The 23,049-nt window shown below is 72.8% G+C and carries 23 protein-coding genes; 10 read left to right on the forward strand and 13 right to left on the reverse strand.

Features of this window, described 5'->3' with window-relative positions; translation table 11 throughout:
- Positions 1 to 76: 76 nt before the first annotated feature.
- A complete protein-coding gene (locus tag ACQPYN_RS23320) occupies positions 77 to 1,027 on the forward strand; it encodes a slipin family protein (RefSeq protein ID WP_433028268.1) in 951 nt (316 codons plus the stop codon).
- 368 nt (positions 1,028 to 1,395) lie between these two features.
- Here the strand turns inward: ACQPYN_RS23320 and ACQPYN_RS23325 are convergent, their stop codons facing one another.
- From ACQPYN_RS23325 to ACQPYN_RS23370, 10 genes are all read right to left on the reverse strand, one after another.
- Positions 1,396 to 1,602 carry a hypothetical protein gene (locus tag ACQPYN_RS23325; RefSeq protein ID WP_433028271.1) on the reverse strand — a complete coding sequence of 69 codons (207 nt, stop codon included), beginning with the start codon at positions 1,600 to 1,602 and terminating at the stop codon, positions 1,396 to 1,398.
- Positions 1,603 to 1,652: 50 nt separating this feature from the next.
- A complete protein-coding gene (locus ACQPYN_RS23330; protein WP_433028274.1) occupies positions 1,653 to 2,813 on the reverse strand; it encodes an acyl-CoA dehydrogenase family protein in 1,161 nt (386 codons plus the stop codon).
- An 83-nt stretch (positions 2,814 to 2,896) separates the two neighbouring features.
- Positions 2,897 to 3,736, reverse strand: a complete 840-nt coding sequence (locus ACQPYN_RS23335) for an SMP-30/gluconolactonase/LRE family protein (protein ID WP_433028277.1) — start codon at positions 3,734 to 3,736, stop codon at positions 2,897 to 2,899.
- Positions 3,733 to 5,313 carry a class I adenylate-forming enzyme family protein gene (locus ACQPYN_RS23340; protein WP_433028280.1) on the reverse strand — a complete coding sequence of 527 codons (1,581 nt, stop codon included), beginning with the start codon at positions 5,311 to 5,313 and terminating at the stop codon, positions 3,733 to 3,735. Before ACQPYN_RS23340 ends, ACQPYN_RS23335 begins: the two co-directional genes overlap by 4 nt.
- 45 nt (positions 5,314 to 5,358) lie before the next feature.
- Positions 5,359 to 6,033: a GntR family transcriptional regulator gene (locus tag ACQPYN_RS23345; protein WP_433028283.1), complete on the reverse strand. Its 675-nt coding sequence runs from the start codon at positions 6,031 to 6,033 to the stop codon at positions 5,359 to 5,361.
- 65 nt (positions 6,034 to 6,098) lie between these two features.
- Positions 6,099 to 7,187 (reverse strand): CaiB/BaiF CoA transferase family protein, encoded by a 1,089-nt coding sequence (locus ACQPYN_RS23350; protein ID WP_433028286.1) that lies wholly within the window; start codon positions 7,185 to 7,187, stop codon positions 6,099 to 6,101.
- Between the two features lie 11 nt (positions 7,188 to 7,198).
- Positions 7,199 to 7,954: an SDR family NAD(P)-dependent oxidoreductase gene (locus ACQPYN_RS23355; RefSeq protein ID WP_433028289.1), complete on the reverse strand. Its 756-nt coding sequence runs from the start codon at positions 7,952 to 7,954 to the stop codon at positions 7,199 to 7,201.
- Complete coding sequence (locus ACQPYN_RS23360) at positions 7,951 to 8,490, reverse strand: hypothetical protein (RefSeq protein WP_433028292.1); 540 nt, start codon at positions 8,488 to 8,490, stop codon at positions 7,951 to 7,953. The genes ACQPYN_RS23355 and ACQPYN_RS23360 overlap by 4 nt, the downstream gene beginning before the upstream one ends.
- Positions 8,487 to 9,641, reverse strand: coding sequence for a thiolase family protein (locus ACQPYN_RS23365; protein ID WP_433028295.1), 1,155 nt, complete (start codon positions 9,639 to 9,641; stop codon positions 8,487 to 8,489). Before ACQPYN_RS23365 ends, ACQPYN_RS23360 begins: the two co-directional genes overlap by 4 nt.
- Positions 9,638 to 10,063: a Zn-ribbon domain-containing OB-fold protein gene (locus tag ACQPYN_RS23370; protein ID WP_433028298.1), complete on the reverse strand. Its 426-nt coding sequence runs from the start codon at positions 10,061 to 10,063 to the stop codon at positions 9,638 to 9,640. Before ACQPYN_RS23370 ends, ACQPYN_RS23365 begins: the two co-directional genes overlap by 4 nt.
- Before the next feature lie 228 nt (positions 10,064 to 10,291).
- On the opposite strand from ACQPYN_RS23370, the gene ACQPYN_RS23375 reads away from it, so the two are divergent.
- The 4 genes from ACQPYN_RS23375 (at position 10,292) to ACQPYN_RS23390 (ending at position 14,365) form a co-directional block, all read left to right on the forward strand.
- Entirely contained in the window at positions 10,292 to 11,407 is a 1,116-nt protein-coding gene (locus tag ACQPYN_RS23375) for an NDMA-dependent alcohol dehydrogenase (protein ID WP_433028301.1), read from the forward strand.
- Between the two features lie 83 nt (positions 11,408 to 11,490).
- Positions 11,491 to 12,807 carry an MFS transporter gene (locus ACQPYN_RS23380; RefSeq protein WP_433028304.1) on the forward strand — a complete coding sequence of 439 codons (1,317 nt, stop codon included), beginning with the start codon at positions 11,491 to 11,493 and terminating at the stop codon, positions 12,805 to 12,807.
- A complete protein-coding gene (locus tag ACQPYN_RS23385) occupies positions 12,804 to 13,595 on the forward strand; it encodes an alpha/beta fold hydrolase (protein ID WP_433028307.1) in 792 nt (263 codons plus the stop codon). The genes ACQPYN_RS23380 and ACQPYN_RS23385 overlap by 4 nt, the downstream gene beginning before the upstream one ends.
- Positions 13,592 to 14,365 carry an SDR family NAD(P)-dependent oxidoreductase gene (locus tag ACQPYN_RS23390; RefSeq protein ID WP_433028310.1) on the forward strand — a complete coding sequence of 258 codons (774 nt, stop codon included), beginning with the start codon at positions 13,592 to 13,594 and terminating at the stop codon, positions 14,363 to 14,365. Before ACQPYN_RS23385 ends, ACQPYN_RS23390 begins: the two co-directional genes overlap by 4 nt.
- 257 nt (positions 14,366 to 14,622) lie before the next feature.
- Here the strand turns inward: ACQPYN_RS23390 and ACQPYN_RS23395 are convergent, their stop codons facing one another.
- The 3 genes from ACQPYN_RS23395 to ACQPYN_RS23405 form a co-directional block, all read right to left on the reverse strand.
- Positions 14,623 to 15,837, reverse strand: coding sequence for an alpha/beta hydrolase family protein (locus tag ACQPYN_RS23395; RefSeq protein ID WP_433028313.1), 1,215 nt, complete (start codon positions 15,835 to 15,837; stop codon positions 14,623 to 14,625).
- A gap of 87 nt (positions 15,838 to 15,924) precedes the next feature.
- A complete protein-coding gene (locus tag ACQPYN_RS23400; protein WP_433028316.1) occupies positions 15,925 to 17,646 on the reverse strand; it encodes an ATP-binding protein in 1,722 nt (573 codons plus the stop codon).
- Positions 17,643 to 18,317, reverse strand: coding sequence for a response regulator (locus ACQPYN_RS23405; RefSeq protein WP_433028319.1), 675 nt, complete (start codon positions 18,315 to 18,317; stop codon positions 17,643 to 17,645). Before ACQPYN_RS23405 ends, ACQPYN_RS23400 begins: the two co-directional genes overlap by 4 nt.
- A 211-nt stretch (positions 18,318 to 18,528) precedes the next feature.
- Here ACQPYN_RS23405 and ACQPYN_RS23410 point away from each other — a divergent pair, with 211 nt between their 5' ends.
- The 5 genes from ACQPYN_RS23410 (at position 18,529) to ACQPYN_RS23430 (ending at position 22,885) form a co-directional block, all read left to right on the forward strand.
- Positions 18,529 to 19,494: a Vgb family protein gene (locus ACQPYN_RS23410; protein WP_433028322.1), complete on the forward strand. Its 966-nt coding sequence runs from the start codon at positions 18,529 to 18,531 to the stop codon at positions 19,492 to 19,494.
- A gap of 218 nt (positions 19,495 to 19,712) precedes the next feature.
- Entirely contained in the window at positions 19,713 to 21,053 is a 1,341-nt protein-coding gene (locus ACQPYN_RS23415; RefSeq protein ID WP_433028325.1) for a dihydrolipoyl dehydrogenase family protein, read from the forward strand.
- Positions 21,050 to 21,820, forward strand: a complete 771-nt coding sequence (locus ACQPYN_RS23420) for an SDR family oxidoreductase (RefSeq protein WP_433028328.1) — start codon at positions 21,050 to 21,052, stop codon at positions 21,818 to 21,820. Before ACQPYN_RS23415 ends, ACQPYN_RS23420 begins: the two co-directional genes overlap by 4 nt.
- A 4-nt stretch (positions 21,821 to 21,824) precedes the next feature.
- Entirely contained in the window at positions 21,825 to 22,649 is an 825-nt protein-coding gene (locus ACQPYN_RS23425; RefSeq protein WP_433028331.1) for a muconolactone Delta-isomerase family protein, read from the forward strand.
- Between the two features lie 77 nt (positions 22,650 to 22,726).
- The gene (locus tag ACQPYN_RS23430) at positions 22,727 to 22,885 is read left to right on the forward strand and encodes a hypothetical protein (protein WP_433028334.1); all 159 of its coding nucleotides are present in this window, start codon (positions 22,727 to 22,729) and stop codon (positions 22,883 to 22,885) included.
- The last annotated feature ends 164 nt before the right edge of the window (positions 22,886 to 23,049 follow it).

A 23,049-nucleotide genomic window follows, 5' to 3' on the forward strand; every position in this document is an offset into this window, starting at 1 on the left:
TCCGCTGACCCTGCGATACCTTGCTCTCAGCGGCTCCCAACCAGGTCGGTAGCCGCGCGGTGAGGGATGTGGCGAAATGATCGTTACCCTTGCGCTCTGCGCCGCCGTTCTCCTGGTGGCCGCGGTACTGGTCGGGACGAGCGTGCGGATCGTCCGCCAGTACGAGCGCGGAGTCGTGTTCCGTTTCGGCAGGGTGGAGCCCGGCACGACGAGAGCGCCCGGCATCGTCCTGCTCTGGCCGATCGCGGACCGGATGACGAAGGTCAACATGCAGATCGTGACCCTTCCCGTCCCGGCGCAGGACGGGATCACTCGCGACAATGTCACCGTTCGGGTCGACGCGGTCATCTACTTCCGGGTGGTCGATCCCGTCCGCGTCGCGGTGGACGTGCAGGACTACATGTCCGCAGTCGGGCAGCTCGCCCAGACGTCCCTGCGGTCGATCATCGGGAAGAGCGACCTCGACGACCTGCTCAGCAATCGCGAGAAGCTCAACCAGGGCCTCGAGCTGATGATCGACACTCCGGTGATGGACTGGGGTCTGCACATCGACCGGGTCGAGATCAAGGACGTATCGCTGCCCGAGTCGATGAAGCGTTCCATGTCGCGCCAGGCCGAGGCCGAGCGTGAACGTCGCGCCCGCGTCATCACCGCTGACGGCGAACGCCAGGCGGCGGCGACGCTCTCCGAGGCCGCGGAGACGATGTCGGACCACCCGGCCTCATTGCAGCTCCGTCTCCTGGAAACGGTCGTGGAGGTGGCGGCCGAGAAGAACTCGACACTCGTGCTGCCCTTCCCCGTCGAGCTGCTGCGGTTCCTCGAGCGCGTCACGCCCGAGGAGATCCAGGCCCCGACCGGGATGGACCGGGGCGCACGAGGGTCGGCGCCGTCCCTCCCCCTCCGGGACCTGACCGGGTCCACGGCACGAACCCGGTCGGCACTCCGCTCGACGGCCCGCGTGCGACCCCGGCCACGATCTCAGCCACGACCCCGGAGGAAGACGCCGGCACGCGCGACCTGGCGGTGACTCTGCTCCGGCGAACTCCGTGACGGCGCGGGTGCATGGCGGCCCGGCTGCCGGATGACCGCTGCCTGCACCACGACCGCCGCGGCGGTCCTCCTTGGGTTACCGCTCACGTCGGTTGCGGTGTTCGAAGGCGTCGACCTCGTCTTGGTAGGTGTTCGGCGCGGCCGTCGATGACACCGACCTCGCGACCGCGCGACCTCTCTCGAGTACCTCGACCAGGTCATCTGCCTCGACCCCCGGATCCCGGCCGGCTCTCGGATCGCCCCCGCCAGCCACATCACCGTGGTCAGCGACGACGGCCTCCTCGAGCGGCTCGCCCCGGCCCGACCGAGGTGGGGTCGGCGGGTTTCACCGAGTCGGGCCGGCCGTCAAGCGTCCATGGGTACGGCGACGGCGCCGTCCTGGGCGATGTCGTCCAGGGGCCGGCCACGGGTGTCCACCCCGAACGTCCAGAGCACGACGCCGGCCAGCAGGACGAGCACGGCGGTCGTGAAGAAGACGCCGGTGAAGCCCGCCACGCCCGCCACGGCCGCGATGAGGAACCCGTTGGCGACCCCCGAGCCGATCCCGCGCAACGCGGTGGGGAAGGGTCATCGCGTGGGCCCGGGCCTTGGCAGAGCCGCACTCACGAGCGGTCGAGTCCGCCGCGCCTGACCAGCTGTGAGGCGATCACGTTGCGCTGGATCTCGTTGGTGCCCTCCCCGACGATCATCAGCGGAGCGTCGCGGAAGTAGCGCTCGACGTCGTACTCGGTGGAGTAGCCGTAGCCACCGTGGATTCGCACCGCGTCGAGCGCGACCTCCATGGCGATCTCGGAGGCGAACAGCTTGGCCATGCCGGCCTCCATGTCGCAGCGCTGCCCTGCGTCGTAGCGCTCCGCGGCGTGCAGGATCAGCTGGCGGGCGGCGGTGATCTTGGTGCCCATGTCGGCGAGGTAGTGGCCGATCGCCTGGTGCTGCCAGATCGGTGTGCCGAACGCCTCGCGTTCCTGCGCGTAGCGCAGTGCGTCGTCGAACGCGGCGGTGGCGACGCCGAGGGCACGGGCGGCAACTTGGATGCGTCCCGTCTCCAGGCCCTTCATCATCTGCGCGAAGCCCTTGCCCTCGACGCCGCCGAGAAGCGCCTCGGCGGGCACGCGCATGTCGCTGAAGGCCAGTTCGCAGGTCTCGACACCCTTGTAGCCCAGCTTCGAGAGGTCCTTCGAGACCTCGAGGCCAGGACCGTGCTCGACGAGCAGGATCGACACGCCCCGGTGCTTGGGCTCGGCGGCCGGGTCGGTCTTGCACATCAGAGCGATCAGCCCCGAACGGCGGGCGTTGGAGATCCAGGTCTTGGACCCGTTGATGACGTAGCCCTCGGTGTCCGGGCGAGCGACCGTCGTCATGGCCTGCAGGTCGGAGCCTCCACCGGGCTCGGTGAGCGCCATCGTCGCGCGCAGCTCACCGGTCGCCATCCGCGGCAGGTAGCGGTCCTGCTGCTCGCGCGTGCCGAACTCGACGAGCAGCTTCGCGACGACCGTGTGTCCGCCCATCGCGCCGGCCAGGCTCATCCAGCCCCGCGCGAGCTCGGCGGTGACGAGCGCGTAGCAGGGCATCGACACCGGCGCCTCGCCCCACGGCTCGGGGACCGCCAGCCCGTAGATCCCCATCTCCTTCATCTGCTTGATGAACTTCTCGGGGTACGCGTTCGCGTGCTCCATCTCGCGGACCTGCGGCCGCACCTCGCGGTCGATGTACTCGCGGACGGTGTCGACGACGGCCTGTTCCTCGGTGTTCAGCGTGGCCACGGCAGGCCTCCTCGTTGGTGGTGATGGGTGTCGGGCTGCGAGATCCACCTCGCCGGCGCCGGACACGAGGTCCTTCTCCCTGCTCAACCGGCGATGGCGGGCAGCATCAGGACACGCCCGCCGCGGGCGGCGGTGATGACGAGTCGGTCCTGGTGCTCGCCCGCGAGGCAGACGTTGGTGGGAAAGGTGGGCTCGCCGAAGTCCAGCCGCTCGTGCAGCTCGCCGGTCGGCGCGTAGACGAGGACCGCGTCGGCGGCCGGCGACGCCGCGTAGAGAAGCCCGCGGCTGTCGAGCGCGAGGCCGTCCGGGCCGCCGCCAGGCAGGGTCAGGTCGTCGCCCGCCGGGTGCAGCCGGCCACCATCCCAGTGGTGCCTGCTGATGCGGCGGCGCTCCGTGTGCGCGAGCCACAGCGTGCCGGTGGCCGGTCCGAAGGCCAGACCGTTGGGGAAGTCCTGCTCGTCGAGCAGGACCTCGCACTCCCCGGTGGACGGGTCGAGGGCGAGCAGCCGTCCGCGGGCGGTGTCGCCGGGTGGGCCCGGGTCGGTGAACCAGACGCGCCCGTCGGGTCCGATCAGGAGGTCGTTGGGGGCCCGCGTCCCGGGAACGGGCAGGTCGAGGACGTCCTGCCGATCGTTCCCGGTCAGCCTCTGCAGGCCGGGCCGGGTGGGACGAGGCGAACGGCTGGCGCGCACGGCGCCGGCGTTCTGGGCGACCCAGACCGAGCCGTCGTCGGCCTCGGCCAGCCCGTTCGGTCCGCCACCGGTCTCGACGATGCCGCGGACGCCACCGCGCTCGAGGTCGACGTCCACGACCAGGCCGCGGGACATGGCCACGACGAGGAGCCGGCGATCGGAGGTGAACAGAGGTCCCTCGGTGAAGCCGATGCCCTCGGCAAGGACCTCCAGGGAGCGCAGGGAGGTCATCGGGTCCTCCTCACGAGGCCGTCCCGCAGCAGCTGCTTGCTGACCTTGCCGGTGCCGGTCAGCGGAATCTCCTCGGCCGCGAACAGCTCGATGCGCGCCGGGACCTTGTAGCTGGCGGCGCGCTCGCGGATCCAGGCGACGAGGGAACCGGGGAGATCGGGAGCGGGGCGTGACGCGACCACCGCGGCCACCATGATCTCGTCGCCGGCCTCGCCCGGGAGACCGACGACGTAGGCCTGGGCGACGTCCGGGTGCGAGTGCAACAGGTCCTCGACCTCGGCAGGTGCGATGTTGATCCCCTTGACCTTGAGCATCTCCTTGCGGCGACCGACGACGCTCAGGCGCCCGTGCTCATCGAGCACACCGAGGTCGCCGGTGCGCATCCAGCCACCGGGCCGGAACACGCCCTCGTCGAGGTCGGCGCGGTCGAGGTAGCTGTCGATGACGCACCCGCGGAGCTCGATCTCGCCGGTCCCGCCCGGCGGCAGGGCGGTGCCCTCCTCGTCGCAGACGCGGATCTCCTGCGTCGGGAGCACCGTCCCGCTCGTGTGGAGGCGGACGTCCCGGTCGTCGTCGGCGTCGGTCATGGCCGAGTGCCCGTACGCCTCGGAGAGGCCGTAGACGCTGCAGATTCCGTCCACCCCGAGCTCGTCGATCACCAGTCGCTTCTCCTCGGCGCTGAAACCGGTCGTCCCGGTGCGCAGCGAGGAGAGGTCGTGGGTCCCGAACGACGGCGCGGCCAGCAGCAACCGGGTGGTGGCGCCGAAGCCGTAGTACACGGTGCAGCGCTCGCGGGCGATGAAGGCCAGCGAGCGGTCGCCGTCGATCCGCGACTCGAGGCACAGGGTCGCGCCGACGCCGAGGGCCACGGGCAGGGCGTTGGAGCACCCGTACCCGAAGAACATCGGCGCACCGAGCCAGAGGCGGTCGTCCCGGCGCACGTGCTGGCGCCGGCCGATCTCGCGGGTGTTGGCCATCAGCTTTCCGTGCTCCAGGGGCACCGGCTTGGGCCGGGCGGTGCTGCCGCTCGTGAAGAGGATCAGCGCCACGTCGGTCGGCGCGGGGCGCGGCAGCTCCGCGACCGTGGACGAGTCGTACGCGGTTCCGCCGGGAGGGAGCTCGTCCTCCTCGGCCCAGACCAGCACGCCCTCGGACCGACGTCGGGGGAAGCCTGCGGCATCGAGCTCGGCGACGGTGTCGCGACCGAAGACCGTTCGGTCGGTGACCACGAGCCGCACGTCGGCCTCGTGGAGGACGTGCTCGAGCTCGGAGGCGCGGTACCAGGTGTTGAGCGGGACGACGGTCAGTCCGGCCCGGTGGGCGGCGAGGGCCATGACGACCCAGCGCACCCCGTTCGGGAGCAGGATCGCGACCCGATCGCCGCGGTGCAGTCCGCGACCGACGAGGTCGGCCGCGAGGCGGGTGCTGCGATCCTGCAGCTCGCCGTAGGTGAGTCGACCCTCGTCGCCCACGACCGCCTCCCCGTCGGGGGGTGCGAGATCCAGGGCGTCGACGAAGGTCTCCGGGTGGGCGACGGCCGACGGTGGTCCGTCGTCGTCGGTCACAGTTCTGATCATTGATCATCCTTGGTCGCCGGGCAGGTGCATCGAGCTCCTGCCCGATCAGTCGCTGAGGACCCCGGAGCGTTTGAGTGCCGCGACGACCTGGTCGCCCTCGTGCTGCATGTGCTCCCGGTTGGTCCGGTCGGCCTCGTGCGCGTCGCCGGCGCGCAGGGCGGCGACGATCGCCGCGTGCTCCTCGTTGGCCTGCGCGCTCGCAGCCGCGGGCAGGCTGTACACCTCCCGCGGGAGGTTGCGGGAGAGGTGGCGCAGCACCGAGAGCGTCCTACGACTGGCGCCGGTGCGGTTGATCAGGGAGTGGAACTCCCAGTTGAGGTCGTGCAGGAGCTCCGGGTCGTCGCTGACGCCCATCTGGGCGTGCAGGTCTTCGAGGCGCTCGAGCACGGGCTCGGTGATGCGCCGGGCCGCGCCCGCCGCGGCCAGCCCCTGGGCCATGCCGTAGATGCGGTAGTGGTCCTCGATGTCCTCGGCCCGTATCGGCACGACGTACGTGCCCCGGTGCGGCTCGGAGGCGACCAGGCCGTCGGCCTCGAGGGTGATCAGCGCTTCCCGAACGGGAAGACGGCTGACGCCGAGGTCGGCGGCGATCGTGTCCTGCGGTACGCGCTGTCCGGCGGCGAGGGTGCCGTCGAAGATCATGCTGCGGACGTACTCGGCGACCTCGATGCCGCTGCGCCGCCGCTGGATCGTCGGCCGGCCGGCCCGGCGTCCCGTCACGTCCGTCTCCCGCCCACGACGTTCCGGATAACGTATCAGCGTGGCGGGCTCGGCCCGGGGCGCGCTCACGACGCTGCCGCCGGTACCGCGAGCCCCCAACGCTCGAGCAGCGCCTCCGCGTCATCGGCCGGATCCGTGCGCAGCGGTGTCGCGGAGAGCCGGGGCGCCGGAGCCGGCTGGGGGTGGCCAGCGGTGTCGGCGACGAGCGTGGCGCGGGCGGTGAGGTGGGCGTCGGCGGCGGCCTCCTCCATGCTCAGCACGGGCGTGACGCAGGCGTCGGCGCCGTCGAAGCGCGTGGCCCACTCCGCGCGGCTGCGGGTGGCGAACGCGGCCGCGAGGCGGCCCTTGACCTCGGGCCACCGCTCGCGGTCCCACTGGTCCGCGACCGTGGCCGGGTCGATCCCGAGGACGTCGAGCAGCGCCCGCCAGAACTGTGGCTCGATGCTGCCGACGGCCATGTACTCGCCGTCGGCCGTGGCGTAGACGTCGTAGAACGGTGCGCCCGTGTCGATGTCGTTGGCCCCGGGCTCCCCCGGCCACCGTCCCTGCGCCGCGCGGCTCCAGATCCCCGTCATCAGGAGGCTGACGCCGTCGACCATGGCGGCGTCGACCACCTGACCGCGCCCGGTGCGGCGACGGTCGAGCAGCGCCGCGAGTACCCCGAAGGCGAGCAGCATCCCGCCACCTCCGTAGTCGCCGACGAGGTTGAGCGGTGGGACCGGGGCCTGGCCGCGGCGCGCGATCGAACGCAGGGCGCCGGTGAGGGCCAGGTAGTTGATGTCATGGCCGGGCTGGTGCGCGCGCGGGCCGTCCTGCCCCCAACCCGTCATACGGCCGTAGATCAGGCCCGGATCGGTGGTCCGGCACGGGTCGGGTCCGAGCCCCAGGCGCTCCATCACCCCGGGCCGGAAGCCTTCGAGGAGGACGTCGGCGTGGGCGACGACGTCGCGGGCCGACGTGAGGCCGGCGTCGCTCTTGAGGTCGAGCCCGATCCACGGGCGGCCGCGGAGCAGCGCGCCGCCGTCGGCCGGGCCCTCGGGGCGGTCGATGCGGATCACGTCGGCTCCCGCGTCGGCGAGGAGCATGGCGGCGAACGGTGCCGGGCCGAGGCCGCCGAACTCGACGACCCTGGTTCCTTCGAGTGGTCCAGTCACAGGTGGTCTCCTCATGATCGCGGGCGGGGTCGGGCGGCGTAGGGATCGGCCACGCTGCGCCCGCCGCAGACGGGGAGCACCTGACCGGTGACGTAGGTGGCGCCGGTGAGGAAGACGACGGCGTCGGCGACGTCCTCGGGGCGCCCGGCGCGGCCCACCGGGATCGCGCCGAGCGTGCGGCGTCGGATCTCCGGAGGCAGCCCGTCGGTCATCGCCGTGTCGACGAAGCCCGGGGCGAGCGCGTTCACGGTGATCCCGTGGGGTCCGAGCTCGAGGGCGAGGCTGCGCGTGGCGCCCACCAGCCCGCCCTTGGCCGTGGAGTAGGCCGTCGAGCCGAACGTTCCCAGCCACGCGCGGGAGGCGAGGTTGACGACGGCACCGCGGCCCCGCCGGGTCATCCCGACGGCAGCCAGCCGGGTCAGGGCGAGCGGCCCGAGGAGGTTGACGTCCTGGAGGCGGCGGAACGCCGCCGGGTCGAGCTTCGCGAGGCGTGCGTCGCGCAGCACCCCGGCGCAGTTGACCAGCGTGTCGATCCCGCCGAGGTCGTCGCAGGTGGCGATCACGGCGCGGCGCGAGTCGGCGTCGGCCACGTCGAGGATCACGCCGTGCGCCGGACCGGGCACCGCCGCGGCGGTCTCGCGCACGGCGTCCGCGTCGAGGTCGGCGACGACGACCGTGCGGCCGTCAGCCGCCATCCGGGAAGCGATGGCGCGGCCGATGCCGCCCGCACCACCGGTCACGAGGGCCACGGGTCCGTCGGTCGTCACGGCCGCAGCCTCCCCAGGTCGGTGCCCGCGGTCAGGTAGATCTCCTGGCCCGTGATGTCCTCGCCGGCGTCGCCGAGGAGCACCTCGAGCTCGGCGGCGATCGCCCGCACGGACGGTCCGGCCTCGTCGACGGCGATCACGTTGACGGTCACGCCGTCGCGAGCGAGCTCGATGGCGAGCGTGCGCGCCATCGAGAGCACCCCGTTCGTCACGGCCGAGGCTGCGGCGCCGTCGATGGTTCCCAGGAGCGGGGCGTGGGGCAGCACGAAGACCAGCCGTCCGCCGGCCGTGAAGGACGCCGCCGCCCGCTGGACGTGGTCGAGGACGGCGGCCAGGGCGTTCCCGACGTCGTGGTGGAGACGCTCGTCGTCGAGGGCGGCCAAGGGGGCCGGGCCCGGGACCCGCGGGACGACACAGCACGCCGTGGCGATCCCGGGAGCGACGCCGCCGAGCGCCTCGCGGACGGCCGGGGTGAGCGCGCCGTCGCCGAGCACGGTCGCGACCAGGTCGCGGCGGTCGTCGATCATCCCGGTCATCGGGCCATCACCACCGTGGTCACCGAGCCCCCGTCGGTGCCGTTCACGGTGCCGCCCTTGCAGTAGGCCAGCCCGGTGCGGGCGTCCTCGACCTGCCGGCCGCCGGCGTCCCCGCGCAGCTGCCAGGTCAGCTCGCACACCTGGGCGGCCCCGGTCGCGCCCACGGGATGGCCGCGCGAGAGCAGGCCGCCCGACGGGTTGACCGGGAGCCGGCCGCCGAGGGAGGTGTGTCCGGCGGTGCTCCAGGTGGCGCCCTCGCCGCGCGGGATCAGCCCGAGACCTTCCATCCGCACGATCTCGGCGATGGTGAAGCAGTCGTGCATCTCGACCAGGTCGACGTCGTCGGGGCCGACGCCCGAGAGCGCCCAGGCCTGCTCGCCGGCCCTCCGGGACACGTCCTCGGCGTTGAGGTCGCCGAGACCTGTCTGCACCGAGCCGCTGACCAGGCCGACGCCGAGCACCCGCGGTGTCGGCCCGTCGACCCCCAGTCGCCGAAGGCCCGCCGGGCTGCACAGCAGGACCGCCGCGGCGCCGTCGGAGATCGGGCTGCAGTCGAGGAGCCCCAGCGGCTCGGCGATCGGGCGGGCGTTCAGGACCGTCGGGAGGTCGATCGGCTTCTGGTACTGCGCGTACGGGTTGTGCACCGAGTGGGCGTGGTTCTTCACCGCCACCGCGGCGATCTGGTCGCGGCTGGCGCCGTGATCGGCCATGTACCGCCGGGCGCTCATCGCGTGACCTGCGGCCATCACGTAGCCGACGGCCGCATCGAGGTCACCCGGGTCCGGCCGGACGCCGCCCGCGACCCGGTCGGTCATCTTCTCGACGCCGATCACGAGGGCCACGTCGTGCAGCCCGGCGGCGAGGGCCACCCACGCCTCGCGGATCGCGGTGGCGCCACTCGCGCAGTAGTTCTCGTGGTTCGACACCGGCCGGCCGTCGAGGCCGAGCTGTGCGGCGACGCGCTGGCCGGCGACGGGGCCGCGGAAGACGTGGCCGACGTAGAGGCCGTCCACCGCGGCGAGGTCGGCACCGGCGTCGTCCAGCGCCGCGCGGGCCGCCCGGACCGCCATGTCCTCGAGAGTGACGTCCGCCGGGTAGCGGCCGAAACGGATCATGCCGACCCCGGCGGCGTGGGCGGGTGCGAGCGTCACGCCGCCACCTCCGCCCCGGTGGCGCGGAAGCGGTAGCCGAGCAGCACGGCTCCGTCGTCCGCGGTGCCGAACGGGCAGGTCTCGAGGTTGACCCGCATGTCCAGCACCACGTCCTCGGGCTCGGCACCGACCACCGTCGCCATCAGGCGCACCCCGTCGGCAGGGAGGTCGATCTGGGCCAGGACGTACGGCACGTCGATGGCGTCCGGGGCCTGGCGGACGACGGTGAAGGAACAGATGCGCCCCTCGTCGCTCAGCGCGACCCGCTGGAGCTCGCCACCGGAGCGACACCCGGGGCAGAAGTCGCGAGGCGGGAAGACGGTCGTGGCGCAGTGCGTGCAGTGCGATCCCTGCAGCCGCGGGGGGTCCAGCGTGAGCAGGTCGGCCCGGAACGGGCGGTCGACCGCGACAGGGGTGGACATCAGGTCCCTCCAGGTTCGAGTGCTCGCGGTGCACGGCGAGCTCTTCGCAAACTAAATCCTTGATACAAGTTTGTCACCATGCCATGGTGGCTGACATCACGGAGCCGCGACACTCTCCCAGCTCGACACACCTGCGCCGCGTTCCAGGTCGTTCGATCTGCCGACCGACGCCCTCTAGCTGACTCTCGTTTGTATCAAAGATACAAGCACGATGATCGAGGAGACCCCATGAAGACCCGGGCCGCCGTCCTGACCGGACCCCACACGCCCTTCGAGATCGTCGAGCTGGACCTCGACGAACCGGGCCCGCGCGAGGTGCTGCTGAAGATGTCCGCCTCGGGCCTGTGCCACTCCGACCTGCACATGATCGACGGCGACAACATCGTGCGCTTCCCGATCGTCGGGGGCCACGAGGCCGCCGGGATCGTCGAGCAGGTCGGGTCGGCCGTCACGAAGGTCGCCCCTGGCGACCACGTGGTCTGCAGCTTCACCCCGGCCTGCGGCATCTGCCGCTACTGCTCCACGGGCCGCCAGAACCTGTGCAACATGGGCGCCACGATCCTCGAGGGGAGCATGCCCGACGGCACCTTCCGCATGCGTCACGACGAGCTCGGCGAGGTCGGCGCGTTCTGCATGCTCGGGTCGTTCTCCGAGTACGCCACGGTCTCCGACGCCTCGTGCGTGAAGGTCGACCCGTGGCTGCCGCTCGACACGGCGGTCCTCGTCGGCTGCGGCGTCCCGACCGGCTGGGGCACCGCCGTCAACGCCGGCGAGGTGCGGCCCGGCGACACGACCGTCGTCTACGGACTCGGCGGCGTCGGGATGAACGCCGTCCAGGGCGCCGCCCAAGCCGGCGCGAAGTACGTCGTCGGCATCGACCCCGTCGAGTTCAAGCGCCGGACCGCCCTCGAGTTCGGCGCTACCCACGTCTTCGCCGACCCGGGCGAGGCTGCCGCCGCGGTGAAGCAACTGACCTGGGGCGAGGGCGCCGACCAGGCACTGTGCGTCGTCGGCGTGATGGACGAGCAGGTCGTCACCGACGCCTTCGACGTCGTCGGCAAGGGCGGCACCGTGGTGATCACCGGAGTGGCGAATCCCGAGAAGCTCACGGTGCACCTGTCCGGCTCGGCCATGGTCTACAACCAGAAGACCGTCAAGGGGACGCTGTTCGGTTCCTCGAACCCCCAGTACGACATCGTGCGGCTGCTGCGCCTCTACGACGCCGGTCAGCTCAAGCTCGACGAGCTCATCACCAGCCGCTACACCCTCGACCAGGTCAACGACGGCTACCAGGACCTCCGCGACGGCAAGATCATCCGCGGGATCCTCGACTTCACCAAGTGAGCCACGCGCCGCCGCCCGCTGCCGAGAGGACACCTCCTCGGCGCACGGTCCCGCCGCGCCCTCAGCACCCTCGGAGCAGACCCATGACATCGACGACGTCGGATACGCCATCGACCCTGCCGCGCTCGGTCATCACCGCGACGGTCATCGGCAACTTCACCGAGTGGTTCGACTTCGCCATCTACGGCGCGGTCGCGACCACCCTCGGACGCGTCTTCTTCCCGTCCACCGACCCCACGGCCTCCCTGCTGGCCTCCCTCGCGGTGTTCGGCGCCGCCTTCGTCTTCCGCCCCCTCGGCGGCGCCGTCCTCGGCTCCATCGGCGACCGGTACGGGCGGCGTGTCGCCCTGTCGGCCGCCGTCCTCGGCATCAGCGGGGCAACCACCCTCAGTGCCCTGCTCCCCTCCTACGCGTCGATCGGACTCGCCGCCCCGGTCCTGCTGGTCCTCCTGCGCTGCATCCAGGGCTTGTCGGCAGGCGGCGAGTGGACCAGCGCCTCGGCGTTCCTCGTCGAGTACGCGCCCGCAGCCCGGCGGGGAGCCCGGGCCAGCCTCATCTCGGCCTCCGGTGGCCTGGCCATCGTCGCCGGCACGGTCTCGGTGCTGGCGCTGGAGGCGCTGCTCGAGCCTGCCCAGATGCAGGCCTGGGGCTGGCGTCTGCCGTTCCTGCTCGCGGCGCCGCTCGGCCTGGTCGGGCTCTACCTGCGCCTGCGGCTCGACGAGACCCCGGTCTACCGCGAGCTGCGCCGCAACGACGACGTCCCCGCCACGCCCCTGCGCGAGGCCCTGCGCACCGACCGCCGTGCGATGTGGATCGCGTTCGCCTGCGCCTCGGTCACCGGCGTCGGCTTCTACTACCTCGCCACCTACTTCGCGAACGCGATGTCGGTCGGGGGCTCCCGCACCACCGCCCTCGGGGTCGCCTCGCTCGCCCTGCTCGTCTACGTGGCGCTGTGCCCGCTCGCCGGACGGCTCTCCGACCGGATCGGACGACGTCCCGTCTACGTCGGCGGCGCGCTCGCCCACGCGGTGCTCGCCGTTCCGATCCTCTACCTCGTCGGCTCGGGCTCGCCCTGGCTCGCACTCGCCGGCATGTGCCTGTTCGCCGTCCCGCAGGCCGGGCTGAACGTCATGTCCTCGATCGTCCTCGTCGAGCTGTTCCCGGCCCGGACCCGCTCGAGTGCCGCCGCGCTCGCCTACAGCCTCGGCGTCGGACCGATCGCGGGCACCGCACCCCTCGTCGCGGCGGCCCTCGCGGCGGCCACCGGGAGCCCAGCGGCGCCCGCGATCTACCTGGCTGTGATCGCGCTCGCCGTCGGGCTCGTCCTGATGAAGGTCCTACCCGAGACCGCACACCGCTCGCTGAGCGCAACGAGCGCCGACCTGGAGCCCGCGACGTGAGCGACACCGATGTCGCCGACGTCGGCAGCGGCCCGACCGTCGTCCTCAGCCACGGCACGCTGCTCGACCGCACCATGTTCGCGCCGCAGACCGCGGCGCTCGCGTCCCGCTACCGCACGCTCGCCTACACGAGCCGCCCGGGCACGTCCCGCTTCGCCACCGATCACTCCCTCGACGACCTCGTGGCTGACTGCGTCGACGTCGTCGACCGCGCCGGACCGGACCGCTTCGTGCTCGTCGGGATGTCCGTCGGCGGGTTCATGGCGATCGAGCTCGCCCTCCGGCACCCCGAGCGCGTCGCCGGGCTCGTACTCATGTCGACACAGGCGGCGGCGTACACCTCCGAGGAACGGCGCGCGTTCGGTCGGCTCCTCGAGCCGCTCGACACCGACGGACCGATCCCCGAACACGTCGTCGAAGCGTTCCGTCCAGTGATCTTCGGTGCGGAGGCGCTCGCCGTGCGGACCGACCTCGTGGACCGCTGGACCGCCTCGTGGCGGCGGCGACCGGCCCGATCGCTCCACCGTGAGTACCGATCCTGGATCGACAAGCCGGACCGGCTCGCCGATCTCTCCCGGATCACCGCTCCGGTCCTCGTGATGCACGGGGAGGAGGACGCCGGCATCAGCATCGACCACGCCCGGGCGATGCACGAACGCCTGCCGTATTCGCACTTCGCCCCCATCGCGGGCGCGGGACACCTCGTCACCGAGGAACGTCCCGCAGCCGTGTCCGAGGCACTCGCGGACTTCCTCGACACCCTCACCCCGTGGGGAGGCACGTCATGACCGGCCACCCGTCCACCTCGACGCCGTCGAGCGCGGCGACCCTGAGCGGGCAGACCGCGGTCGTCACCGGCGGGAGCCGCGGGATCGGCGCCGCCGTGGTCGAGACACTCGCCGCCGCAGGCGCTGACGTGGTCATCGCCGGTGGATCGGAGGAACACGGCCGCACCCTCGCCGCCGGGATCGGCGACCGCTGTCGCTACCTGCCCCACGACGTCAGCTCGGAGCAGTCGTGGGACTCCCTGGTCGCCCGCGTCCGCGAGGAGCTCGGCGACATCACCCTCCTGGTCAACAACGCCGGTGTCCTCGACCCGGGTCCGGACATCAGCGGGACCAGCGTCGAGAACTTCGAGCGGCACTACCGGGTCAACCAGCTCGGCGTGTTCCTCGGCATGCGCGCCGTGGCCGGCCCGATGAAGGAGGCCCGCTCCGGATCGATCATCAACCTCTCGTCCATCGGCGGGCACCGCGGCTACGCCAACCAGATCGGTTACTCCACCACGAAGTGGGCGGTCCGGGGAATGACGCAGTGCGCCGCCGTCGAGCTCGGACCGCACGGCGTCCGCGTCAACTCCGTCGCCCCCGGGTTCATCGACACCACCATGATCGACGTCATGCCCGGCGAGCAGATCGACGCGGTCACCGCCGCCACACCGCTCGGTCGGCGCGGTACCGCCGAGGAGATCGCGCGGGCCGTGCTGTTCCTCGCCTCCGCGGACTGCCCGTTCATGACCGGGGCCGAGCTCATCGTCGACGGCGGCCTGGCCCTGTGACCCGCGAGCCCGTGACGATCCGTTGACGCCTGTGGCGTCAGCGCCGGCTGGGCCCGGATCAGGTACCGCTCACGTCACACGATGGCCGCCCACGACCGATCGCGGCTGATGACCGAAGCCCGGCGACACGAAGCGACCACCACGTGACAGCAGATCGTTCCGGGGCACGCTCACTCGTGACGATCGCGCTTCCGAAGATCGCTGGAACCCCTCCTTGAGCGATCTTCGGGCGACTCCTCAGGGTCGCACCGCCGCCATCACGACCGGTGGCCCAAGGTCTCGTCGAGCCAGTCGAACACGCGCTGGTGGTAGAGCGAGCGGGCGCGCATCTCGCAGTGGTCGCCGGCGCCCTCGTCGGCGGTGAACGGGACCAGCTCGACCGGCACGCGCAGCGCGTCGCGCAGGCGGGGCGCGCCGTCGGCGATGCGATCGTCCAGCCCCTGGGTCAGCAGGGTGGGGCAGGCGATGTCGCCGGCGACCGACGAGACCTCGTAGCGCAGCTGGTCGACGAGGTAGTCGAAGAACGTGGCCGTGCCGGCGACCCACGGTCCGCGCTGGAGCATCCGCCACCGCGTCGAGGCGTCGGCCTGCTCGCGCAGCCACGTCTCCATGGGGTCGAGGGCGTGCGGGTCGATGTCGGGGAAGGCCGCCTTCTGCGCGTCGGTGAGGGGGAGCCGGGCGACGATCGCCTCCCGCATGTCCCACTGGCCGGGGTCGGCCACGAGCGCGGCGATCCGGTGTTCGACGCCGGCCGCGCGCGGCGCGAGGAACCCGCCGAAGCTCCAGCCCACGAGGGCGATCCGGTCGGGGTCGACGCCGGACAGGGTCTGCACGTGATCGACGACGGGAGTCACCACGGTCTCCCAGTCGGGCCGCATCGGTAGTCCGTCGCGGATGAGCACGCGCCCCTGGCCGGGACCGTCGAAGCCGATCCAGTTGTAGCCGCGACTCAGTGCCGCCGGCCCATGGCTGAGGAACATCTCGTGGATGGTCGAGTCGAGACCGTTGGTCTGGAGCACGGTCGGGCGCGGGGTGTCGGAGTCGTCAGGCCGCGCGAACCAGCCCGGGAACGTGCCGGCGTCGGTGACGATCTCGAGCGGCTCGATCGGCCAGGGCGCCAGTGGCGCGGCGGCGGTGAAGGCACTGGTCTCGTCGTCGAACGCCTCGGCGAGCCGCGGATCGGTCGGCGCGCCGTAGAGCGGGAAGTACGAGACGCGGTGGTAGGTACTCGCCCGCAGGAACGCTTCGTGGGCGCTGCGCCGGTGGCCCTTGGCCGCGCAGTCCTCGCCGATCCGCCGGACCCGCTCGGCGGTGGCCCGCCACTCGCGGTGCCAATCCTCCGCGGTCCCGTCGTCGCCCACCCGGTCGACCGTCACCTGACACTCCCCGAAGTCCCCGCCGCCGACGGGCGCGAAGAGCAGGGCGCGTTCGCCGAACTCCTCCCAGAGCGGGTTGCTGCTCAGCAGGGGCATGGTCTCCCTCGTTTCGAGCGCTCGTCCCGTGCGCGAGGACCATCGCAGCGGGCAGGGAGGCAGTCGTCAGGGCGTGCCCTGAGATCTTCAAGGACCCGGGGGAGGACGCACGGGCAGGCACGCCCGGACCGTCGTGCCGCCACCGAGCGGGCTGTGGACCTCGAGGCGACCTCCAAGGGCGGCGAGCCGGTCCGCGAGGCCCCGCAGACCGGGGCCCTCTGGTGCAGCTCCCCCGGCGCCGTCGTCGGCGACCTCGATCTCGAGCCGCGCGCCGCTCCCCCACAAGTGCACGGTCGCCCGCGACGCCTCGGCGTGCTTGACGCTGTTGGTCAACGCCTCGGCGACGACGTAGTAGGCCGTGGTCTCGACGGTCGGTGGGAGCCGCTGTCCCACCGCTCCCTCGACGGCCACGGGCAGCGGGAGCCGCTCGGCGAGGGCCTCGAGGGCGGGGCCGAGGCCGTCACCGGCCAGCAACGGCGGGTGCAGCCCCCGGGCCAGTTCGCGCAGCTCGGCGTGCGCGGTGCGCACGGCATCGGAGGCATCGTCGATGAGGGCCGTGAGGTCAGGGGCCGCGTTGCGGGAGCGGACGCGCCCCAGGGTGGCGGAGGCCAGCAGGAGGTGCTGCTGGGCGCCGTCGTGCAGGTTGCGCTCGACGCGCCGGCGCTCCGCGTCGGCGGCCTCGACGATCCGGGCTCGCGAGGCGCGGACCTCCTCCAGCTGGGCCAGGAGGTCGGCGCGCAGCGCCACGTTCTCCAGCGAGAGGCGAGCGGCGGCGGTCACGGCGTCCAGCAGCTCGGGGCGGTAGCGCAGGGCCGGGTCGTGCACGACGGCGCCCACGGTCCGGCCGTCGCGATCGATCAGTGCGGCGTCGGGGCCGGGCTCGGGCGCCGGGCGGCCCCCGTCGTCGACCCACCCCTCGGCGTCGACCCGTGGATAGCGGATCTCCAGCGTCGGGTCCTGCAGGGCCTCGGCCACCGCGTCCCGGACCTGCTGCCCGGTGCGGGCCTCCCGGAGCACCACGACGAGCGCCGCGACCCGGTCGAGCCTGCTGCGCAGCACCGTGGCGCACAGCGCGACCGGGACCACGGCGGCCAGGACGCTGATGACGGCGTCATAGCCGATGGCCGGGTCCAGCGAGCCGGTGAGGTCGCCGAGGACGATCGCGCCTCCACCGAGGACGAGCACGAGGCCGGCCAGCCACACACCGGCGAACGCCCAGCGGGCGGCCGGGGTCGCCCGCACGATCCGTCGCACCAGGACGGCCAGGACGCCCGCCACCAGCACGAGCCCGATCGCGGCGTCGACGATGTGCACCACCGGATCGGCGTTGGCGGCGCCGAGCAGCTCCTCCCGGGTCCCGGCACCGGGCGGGGCGAGCGCGACCAGCACGAGCAGGTTCCACATGGGTCCCGAGGCGTACCCGTACGCGATCACCGCGCGCTCGAGCCCGGGCGCGGTGCGGCCGTCCGGGAACGTGATCGTCGCGTGGACCAGGAACGTCAGCCACAGTCCGGCGAGCGCCGCCGAGAGCATGACGAGGGTGGGCGCCGTCGCCAGAGCGAGGAACTGGTCGAGGAACCACGTGACGCCGGCGCCGACGCACAGCAGGCCGCAGCGACTCCCGAACCGCGATGTGCCGGGCGCCCAGGCGAGCACCCCGCCGAGGAACATCGCGAGCCCGGCCGCGATCGTCACCTGCGTCTCGAGCGACGTGGGACGGGGCCGGAGCACGACCAGCTCGACCGCGGCGAGCAGCCCCACCACGACCACCAGCGTTCGCAGGGCACCGCCCGTCCACCGGGCGGTCACGACGCCCGCAGGCCGGTCAGGACCGCGAGGACCCGGCGCTCCTGGTCCGGGTCCGCGGGGAGGTCGAGCTTGGTGAAGATGTGACGCACGTGCGTCTCGACCGTCTTCGACGTCAGCGCCAGCTTGCGGGCGATGGCCGGGTTGCTGAGGCCCTGGGTCATCAGCTCGAGCACATCGTGCTCCCGCGTCGTGAGCCGGGCGAGCGCGTCGATGGCCCGGGGCGCGCCGAGCGCCGTGCGCACCAGGTCGGGGTCGACGACCGTGCCGCCCGCGCCCACCCGACGGATCGCGGCGGCGAGGTGCTCGGCGTCGCTGACGCGCTCCTTGAGCAGGTAGCCGACACCCGCACCGCTCCCCCGGAGCAACGAGATCGCGTGGCGCGTCTCGGCGTACTGCGACAGCACGAGGACGCCGACACCTGAGCGCGTCCTGCGCAGCTCCCGCCCGGCCTCCAGCCCCTCGGTGGTGAAGGTGGGCGGCATCCGGACGTCGAGCACGGCGACGTCCGCCGCGTACCGGTCGACCGCGTCCCGCAGCGCCGACGCGTCCCCGAGCTGGGCGACCACGGTGATGTCCTGTTCGGCCAGGAGCGCGGCCACCCCGGCGCGGAAGAGCGGCGCGTCGTCCACGAGGACCACGCGGGAGGATCCGTGCGCCTGGGTGGCGGTCACCCGCCGATGCTAGGCGAGATCTCGATCTCAGGGTGCGCCCTGATGACCGGCCCCCCGTCCGGTGGAACGGTCGTCGCAGGAGGCGCAGATGATCGACGGATGCGTCACACGGGTCGGGCGGCGAGGCTTCCTGGTGGGCGCTGGGTCGGTCCTCGCCGCGTGGGGGCTGGCCGGATGCGCGAGGGGCGCGGCCGGAGCGACGGGAGGAACGGTGCGCGGCGACATCGAGGTGGTGACCGACAGCGCAGGCGGCGTCGACCAGCCGACAGGAGTCATCGGCGCGTTCGGCGCGGTCTGGTTCACCAGTATCGCGAACGGGCGGATCGGGAGGGTCGAGGGCGCGACCCGACGGATCGAGACCTTCGCCGACCCCGCGGGCGGGATCGCTCTGCCGGCCAACCTCTTCCCGGGCGCAGACGGCCGGTTGTGGTTCACCTGCCTCGGCTCGAACCGTCTCGGCGCGCTCGACCCCCGGGCACCCGACATCGCGGCGTCCATCCGCACCTACACCGACCCGCGGCTGGACAAGCCGGTCGCCCTGAAGGCCGGACCGGACGGGCGGCTGTGGCTCACCCTGCGCGGATCGGCGTCGGTGGGCGCGCTCGACCCCACCGCCCCCGACCCGCTCGCCACCCTGCAGACGTTCACCGCGCCGAGCATCGCCGAACCCTCGGCCCTGTTCGTGCACCCCGACGGCGGTGTCTGGTGGGTCAACGCCGGCACCGGGACGCTCGGCACGCTCGACTCCCGGGCCTCGGACCCCACGACGACGATTCGCTCTCTCGGGCCGTGGCCGGACCGGGGAACGCCGCGAGCATGGGCGATGGACGCCGAGGAGAGGCTGTGGTTGACCACCCAGGACCGCCCCGGGCTCCTCGCCTTCGACCCGCGGCGACTCGACGAGGAGGAGGCGTTCTCGTGGTGGACCGACGACCGCCTCGGCACACCGGACGGCGTGTGGTTCGGCGGTGACGGGGCGGTCTGGGCGGTCGACACGGCGAAGAACGCGATCGTGCGCTTCGATCCCACGGGCCTCGATCCACAGCGCTGGTCCTTCTACGGAGCCCCACCCCAGGTGCAGGGCCCGTTCGACATCAAGAGCCCCGACCCCGCCGACGGCTGGCTGTGGTTCACCAACAAGGACGGCAACTCCCTCGCGCGCATCCGAACCGCCTGACCTCACCGAGATCGGGGAATCGGCCGTCCGCGGCGGCTGGTAGGTCGGCGGCCCGCCCGAACTCGACGCCGCGCGCACCGTCACCGCGTGCAGTTCTTCCCCGGTCCTTGGGTTTCGGGTCCCGTCGCCTTACTGGACGGGTCACCCCCAACCCGGGCCCCCGGAGGACCACCCATGAGCAGCGTGCATTTCGGCCGCTCCACCGAGGCGGCGCGCGCGTGAGCAGCGACTACGACGCGATCGTCCTGGGCGCGGGCTCCCCGGGCGAGCACTGCGCCGGGGAGCTCGCCGACGGCGGCCTCCGCGTCGCCCTGATCGAGCGGGAGCTGGTCGGGGGCGAGTGCTCCTACTGGGCCTGCATCCCCTCCAAGACCCTCCTGCGCCCCGGGGAGGCCGTGCACGGCGCCCGGGAGGCGGCCGCGTCGGCCGGGATCGACGTGCCGACCGCGCTGGCCTGGCGCGACTACATGGTCTCCGATCACACCGACACCGGCCAGGAGACCTACCTGGCCGGGAAGGGGATCGACCTGCTCCGCGTCACCGGACGGCTGGCGGGGCCGGGCGTGGTCGAGGTCGACGGGGTGCGGCACACGGCCGGGCACGTGGTCCTCGCGACGGGCTCGTCGCCGGTCGTCCCCTCCATCCCGGGCCTGGCGGAGCTCGAAGGGGTGTGGACCAACCGGGAGGTCACCGCCATGACGGCCGTCCCGGAGCGGCTGTTGGTGCTCGGCGGAGGGCCGGTCGGCGTGGAGATGGCTCAGGCCGTGGCGCGGCTCGGTGGCGAGGTGACGCTGGTCGAGGGCGGCGACCACCTGCTCTCCCGCGAGCCCGCGCCCTTGGGCGAGGCGCTTGCGCAGGTCCTCCGTCGCGACGACGTCGAGGTCCTCGTGGGCGCACGGGCCGTGCGCGTGGCACGGGACGGCGCGGACTACGTCCTGTCGCTCGCGGACGGTCGCGCACTGCACGGCGAGAAGCTGCTCCTCGGGACCGGGCGACGCCCCCGGGTGACCGATCTCGGTCTCGACACCGTCGGGGTGACGGCCGACGGGCGCGGGATACCGGTCGACGACCGCCTCCGGGTCGCCGACGGGCTGTGGGCGATCGGCGACTGCACCGGCCTCTACCTGCTCACGCACATGGGCAAGTACCAGGGCGAGGTCGTCGCGTCGAACATCCTCGGCGAGCCGCGCTCCGCCGACTATCGGGCCGTGCCGCGCGCGGTCTACACCGACCCGCAGGCCGCGTCCGTCGGCGCGGTGGACGCCCCGTTCCGCGCCACGGCGACCCTTTCCGGGGTCGCCAAGACGGCGACCTACACCCGGGCCTACGCCGACGACCCGGGGTTCCTCACGCTGCTCAGCGACGGGCGCTGCCTGACCGGGGCCTTCGCGGTCGGTCCGGAGGCCGGCGAGTGGCTCCAGCAAGCCACCCTCGCCATCCGCGCCCAGGTGACGCTGGACGTCCTGCGCGACACCGTCCAGCCCTTCCCCACGTTCTCCGAGATCTACGTGGCCGCCCTGAAGACCCTCCGTACCACCATCCTGAGCGAGGCATCGTGAGCACCACCGCGACCCGGCCGCCCACCCGCCCCGACGAGGCGCTGCTCGGCCAGACCGTCGTCCTGCTCGGAGGCAGCTCCGGGATCGGCCTCGAGACGGCCCGCCAGGTCCGGCGACTGGGCGGGGACGTGGTGCTCACCGGCCGCGACCCGGACCGACTGAAGCGCGCGGCCACCGAGGTGAGCGCCCGGTCCAGCGCGGCGTTCGACGCCACCGACACCGCGCAGCTCGACGGGTTCTTCGCGGAGCTTCCGGGTCCGATCGACCACATCCTGCTCACCGCCGGCAGCCCGTACTACGGGCCGCTCGCCGAGCTGGACCTCGACCGCGCCCGACGCGAGGTCGAGGAGCACCTCTGGCTCCCGATCCACGTCGCCCGCGCGGCCCTCGGGACGGTCAGGCCGGGCGGGAGCCTCCTGCTCGTCAGCGGGACCGCCGCGCGCCGGCCCGCCCTCGGTCTCACCCTGCCCGGCGCGCTGACCGCGGCGCTGTCCGCGCTCACCGCCAACCTCGCCCTCGAGCTGGCGCCGGTGCGCGTCAACCTCGTCGCGGCGGGTTTCGTCGACACCCCGCTCTCGGCGCGGCTGCTCGGCGAGGGCCTGGACGACCGGCGCGACCAGCTGCGTGCCTCCCTTCCCATCCACCGCGTGGTCGAGGCGGGCGACGTCGCAGCCCTGGCCGTCCATCTCATGACGAACACCGCGCTCACCGGGGCGATCTACGACGTCGACGGTGGCCAGCAGCTCCTGTCCGCATCCGGGATCTGACGCCGTGCCGGAAGGCGATCGCGCCGGGGCGCCCCTCGCGGAGTACCTGGTCGAGTTCGAGATCGACATCCCGCCCGGGGCCGCGCGTGCGGACGTCGAGCGTCGAACGGCCGCGGAGGCCGCCGCCACGGCCGACCTGGTGTCCGGCGGCCACCTCGTGCGGCTGTGGACCCGGACGGCCGGAACCACGACCAGGAGGACCCTCGGTCTCTACCGTGCCCACGACCGGATCGAGCTCGACACCCTGCTCGCGGCCCTACCGCTCTACGAGTGGATGCACGTCGAGGTCACTCCGCTGGAGGGCCATCCCCACGACCCGGCGCCACCCGGCGACGAACGGCCGGGCCCCCGGCGCCGGCGGGGCGATCTGCCGGAGCCGCGCCTCGTGCCGGTGTTCCGGCTGGACGCGGACCTCGCCGCTCCGCGAGACGTCGGGCCCCTTCCCGCCGGGAGGCGGCGGATCGTGGCCCTGACGACGGGGAGGTTCAGCGGCCCCGCTGCGACGGGGACGTTGGTGCCCGGCTCGAGCGCCGACCGCCAGACCGTGCTCGACGACGGCACCGCGCTCGGCGACATCAGCTACACCCTCGCGACCGACGACGGCGCCCTCCTCGACGTCCGGTCGCACTCGATCCGGCACGGCAGCCCCGCAGTCCTCGCGCGCCTCGCCGACGGGAAGGCCGTCGACCCGGACGAGTACGTCTTCCGGGCGGCCACGCGGATCGAGACCGGGTCCGAGGACCTCGCCTGGATGAACAAGGGCGTCTTCGTCACGGTCGGCGGCCGGCGCGCGGGCGGCGTCACCTACGAGACCTACCTCGTGGAGTGATCATCGATGCGACCCGACGTCCGGCCCGGCGCCGTGCTCACCGACCACGCCCTCCCGGACCACACCGGGACGTCCGCATGCAGCGGGAGCTGCAGGGACGCGACCAGAGCCGCGAGCGCCCCCCGGCGTGGTCGGGAAGGCCGCCCGACGTCCCCGTCCCGCGCGAACCGCCGACCGACGGACGGGTGCTGATCTGCTGCGCGCAGCCCACCTCGGACGTCGTCCTGGACCTGTGACCGCGCTCTGCGAGCACCGGTGCCAGGGCCGGCCGCGAGGACCTCGTCTTCGCCCGCCAGTTCCCGACCGGCCCCTCGCCTGTCCCGGAGCCCTTCTCGCAGAATTCGACCGCCGTTGTGACTTACTCCTCCGCGGAGTCGTGCACAAGTGCATCGTGCCGCAA

It is taken from the genome of Actinomycetospora sp. CA-053990, assembly GCF_050948445.1.
In the GTDB taxonomy this organism is placed as follows: Bacteria; Actinomycetota; Actinomycetes; order Mycobacteriales; family Pseudonocardiaceae; genus Actinomycetospora; species Actinomycetospora callitridis.